This window comes from Candidatus Caldatribacterium sp. (assembly GCA_014359405.1).
GTDB lineage: Bacteria > Atribacterota > Atribacteria > Atribacterales > Caldatribacteriaceae > Caldatribacterium > Caldatribacterium oleiphilum.
In genome coordinates, this window is record JACIZN010000008.1 from 23,837 (window position 1) to 27,113 (window position 3,277).

The 3,277-nt window shown below is 51.5% G+C and carries 3 protein-coding genes and 1 pseudogene (1 of these 4 only partly in view); all 4 read right to left on the reverse strand.

Translation table 11 applies throughout. The features are described from left to right. Nucleotides 1-43, reverse strand: a pseudogene (rplU, locus tag H5U36_01345) (50S ribosomal protein L21) (it extends 287 nt beyond the left edge of the window). A 62-nt stretch (nucleotides 44-105) separates the two neighbouring features. Continuing rightward, a complete protein-coding gene (locus H5U36_01350; protein ID MBC7216828.1) occupies nucleotides 106-1,587 on the reverse strand; it encodes an Rne/Rng family ribonuclease in 1,482 nt (493 codons plus the stop codon). A gap of 3 nt (nucleotides 1,588-1,590) precedes the next feature. Next, complete coding sequence (locus H5U36_01355) at nucleotides 1,591-2,178, reverse strand: DUF2344 domain-containing protein (protein ID MBC7216829.1); 588 nt, start codon at nucleotides 2,176-2,178, stop codon at nucleotides 1,591-1,593. Further along, nucleotides 2,144-3,277, reverse strand: a 1,134-nt coding sequence (locus H5U36_01360; GenBank protein ID MBC7216830.1) for a radical SAM protein, incomplete at its 5' end; no start/stop codon positions are given. The genes H5U36_01360 and H5U36_01355, both read right to left, overlap by 35 nt.

Here is a 3,277-nt window from a genome sequence, read left to right on the forward strand (position 1 = left end):
TGACTTTGTGCTGTTTCCCAGCAGCTTCAATAATGGCAAACACCTTGCGCTCACCTCCCAAAGCCGGACGGTAATTTACCACAGATCCCCTCTCCCGTCAAATGATCACAGGGTTTCCTGCATTCGGGCTCGAACCTCTGCATCCCCCACGCCGATGATGCTGTACCTTCGGGGCGGAAGGTCTTTGCTCACCTTCCAGAGGATTTCCTTCCCATAGAGTTTCCTCAGGTTATCCAAGAACCGCTCTCCCTCAGAGGCGAGATACTTCCCCAATTCCTCCCCCACTGCGAATCCCAAGACCGGAGAAGTGGTATGGCGGCATATTTCCTCAATTTTGCGGAGAAAATTCACCGCCAGGGTTTCAAGAGAGAGAACCCTTCCTTCGCCCTCGCAGAAGGGACAGGGTTCCCGCAAGAGAGAGTCGAGGCTTTTGCGAACACGCTTCCGGGTCATCTCCACAAGGCCAAGTTCGCTCATCTCTACAACGGTACATCGGGTCCGATCTCGACTCAGGAACTCCTCAAGAGCTCGGACAACCTGTCGACGATGCTCTCTCTTCTCCATATCGATGAAGTCGATGAGGATGATACCACCAATATCTCTCAGACGAACCTGGCGGGCGATTTCCTCGGCAGCTTCAAGGTTAGTTCGCAGAATGGTTTCCTGGAGATCTTTCTTTCCTACGAATTTCCCCGTATTTACATCGATAACAGTCATGGCTTCAGTTCGGTCAAATACGAGGTACCCTCCGCTCCTTAACCAGACCTTTCGGCTTAGGGCTCGCTCGATTTCTTTCTGGAGGCCAAAGTGCTCGAAAATATTTTCTTTGCCCTCAAAGAAATGGACTCGGTCAGCAAGATGAGGTGCAACGGACTCCACGAAGTCCTTCAATTTCTGATACCCAAAGAACGAGTTAATCCAGATGTGTTCTACACTTTCGTCCACTACATCCCGAACAAGAGCATAAATGAGACTTGCCTCCTGGTAGAGGAGCGCTGGAGCGGCAGTCACTTCCGCCTTTTTCTTGATGCGTTCCCACAGGCGGAGAAGGGATTCAATGTCCTCTCGAATCTCCTCGATGCTCTTTCCCTCCGCAGCGGTTCGAACAATAATTCCTGACCCTTCCGGACGTACCCGTTCCACAATTCTCCTCAACCGCTCCCGTTCCTCCGAAGAGGCAATGCGATGGGACACGCCCACAACGTTTATTCCCGGCATGAATACTACGTATCGTCCAGGAAGGGTAATTTTTGTGGAAACACGAGCACCTTTTGTTCCCATAGGCTCTTTGGCCACCTGGACGATAATTTCCTCACCAACTCTCACTAAATCCTCGATTCGCACGTCCTTTCTCTTCTCATCAAGAAGCATATCTCCTACAAAGAGGAAGGCATTCTTGTCAAGACCGATGTTCACGAAAGCCGATTGGATTCCTGGAAGGACGTTTTCCACAACGCCTTTGTAAATGTTACCTGCAAGGCGTAACTCCAAAGCCCGTTCAAAGAAGAACTCCACAACTTTCCCGTCCTCAAGAAGCGCGGCCCGCGTTTCTACTTCAGACATGTCAATCACAATGTCTCTCCGCAATGCTTATCCTCCATTTCTCTCCCCTCGAAGAACAATTCTCTCTTTTTGAATCCTCTCCGGAAAAGGAAAATTGTACTCCCCCACCAGAAGGGAAGCAAGCTTCAAGGGATTCCAGAGCAACCGCTCTCCCTCAAAGAGAAATGATACCATAGAAGGCACTCTCCTCGAAGTTCCAAGGAGCACTATACCCTTAGGGAGTGGAGGTAGCTCCTCCGGCGGTAACTCTCGGAAGAAGAAAGAGTACACGATACCCTGCATCACCTTTTGCAGTGGGGGATCGAAAGAGGCAAGAGCAGAAACCTCCTCAATACCCAACTCTTGAGGAACTTCCAGGGAGAGTTTTTCCCCGAGTTCCCATGGTGGGATGGGTTCTCTGCAGAAAACCTCAAAGCACTCCGCCTTACTTTCTACCCCCAGGGGAGTGGCAAAAGGGAAAGAGAAAAGGGGGCGAGGATTGAAACCTTGAGAGTACATAACAGGAATTCCAGCCCGACGAAAAGCCCGTTCCCACATCCGGTACACATCAAGATGGGCAAGGAGATGGAACGGCGAAAGCTTACGGTGTCGTATTCGGTAACGGTATCGCTCCACTTTTACACACCCCGCACCGCGTGCACCCCTTCCCGGGAGAGCAAGGGGGGCTAAGAAGCTCACGACGGGCACGTTCGTATTCTTCCCAAAGGAACGCCTTGCTCACTCCACAGGAAATGCACTCCCAGGGGAGTTCTTCTTCGAAGGAGCGTTCCCTGTGGAGGTAGGAGGAAAGGTCAAGGCCTTCTTCCTCGAGGGCTTCTTCCCATCGCTTGAAGAGAAAGTGTTCCTGCCATCCCTCCAAGATACCCCCTTTTCTGTACACCCGTTCGATGACCCCTGAAAGTCTTCGGTCGCCTCGGGCAAGGAGTGCTTCAACCGCACTCATCTCAAAGGATGACCAGTGGTACCGCACGGAAGCCTTCAGGGGGCGGAAGAGATCTTTCAAAAGGCGAATCTTCTCTTCAAGGCTTTCTTTTCTCTCCTGCGGAACCCACTGGAAAGGAGTATGGGGTTTAGGAACAAAGGTAGCGATGCTCAGGTGTACCCTGGCATCCTTCTTAAAGCTTTTGCCAACCTTGAGGATTTCCCTAACGGTGTGACCTATACCCCGAATGTCCTCTTCCCTTTCAAAAGGCAGTCCAATCATAAAGTAGAGCTTGATTTCCTGCCAGGAGGAGGAAAAAGCGTTTTCTGCGGCAGCAAGTATCTCTTCGTCTCGCAAGCCCTTGTTGATGACATTTCGCAGTCTTTCTGTCCCTGCTTCAGGAGCAAAGGTGAGGGTACTCTTTCGCACACGCTTAATACTTTTGGCAATCGCCACGCTGAAAGCATCCATGCGCAGCGAGGGCAAAGAAACGTTCACCCTGTAAGGTTCAAGGACGCTTGAGAGCCTCTCCACGAGTTCCTCAATGTGAGAGTAGTCTGTACTGCTCAGGGAGAGGAGAGAAATTTCCTCGTAGCCGCTCGTTTTAAGGAGCTCAAGGGCTATTTCCATTACCTGTTCTGGGGAACGTTCTCGCTTTGGTCGGTAAATCATTCCTGCTTGGCAGAAGCGGCATCCCCGGGTGCACCCTCGGGCAATTTCAACCGCCACTCGATCGTGCACGATGCTCACGTACGGAACAATGGTCCGGCGAGGGAAGAAGGCATGCTCTAA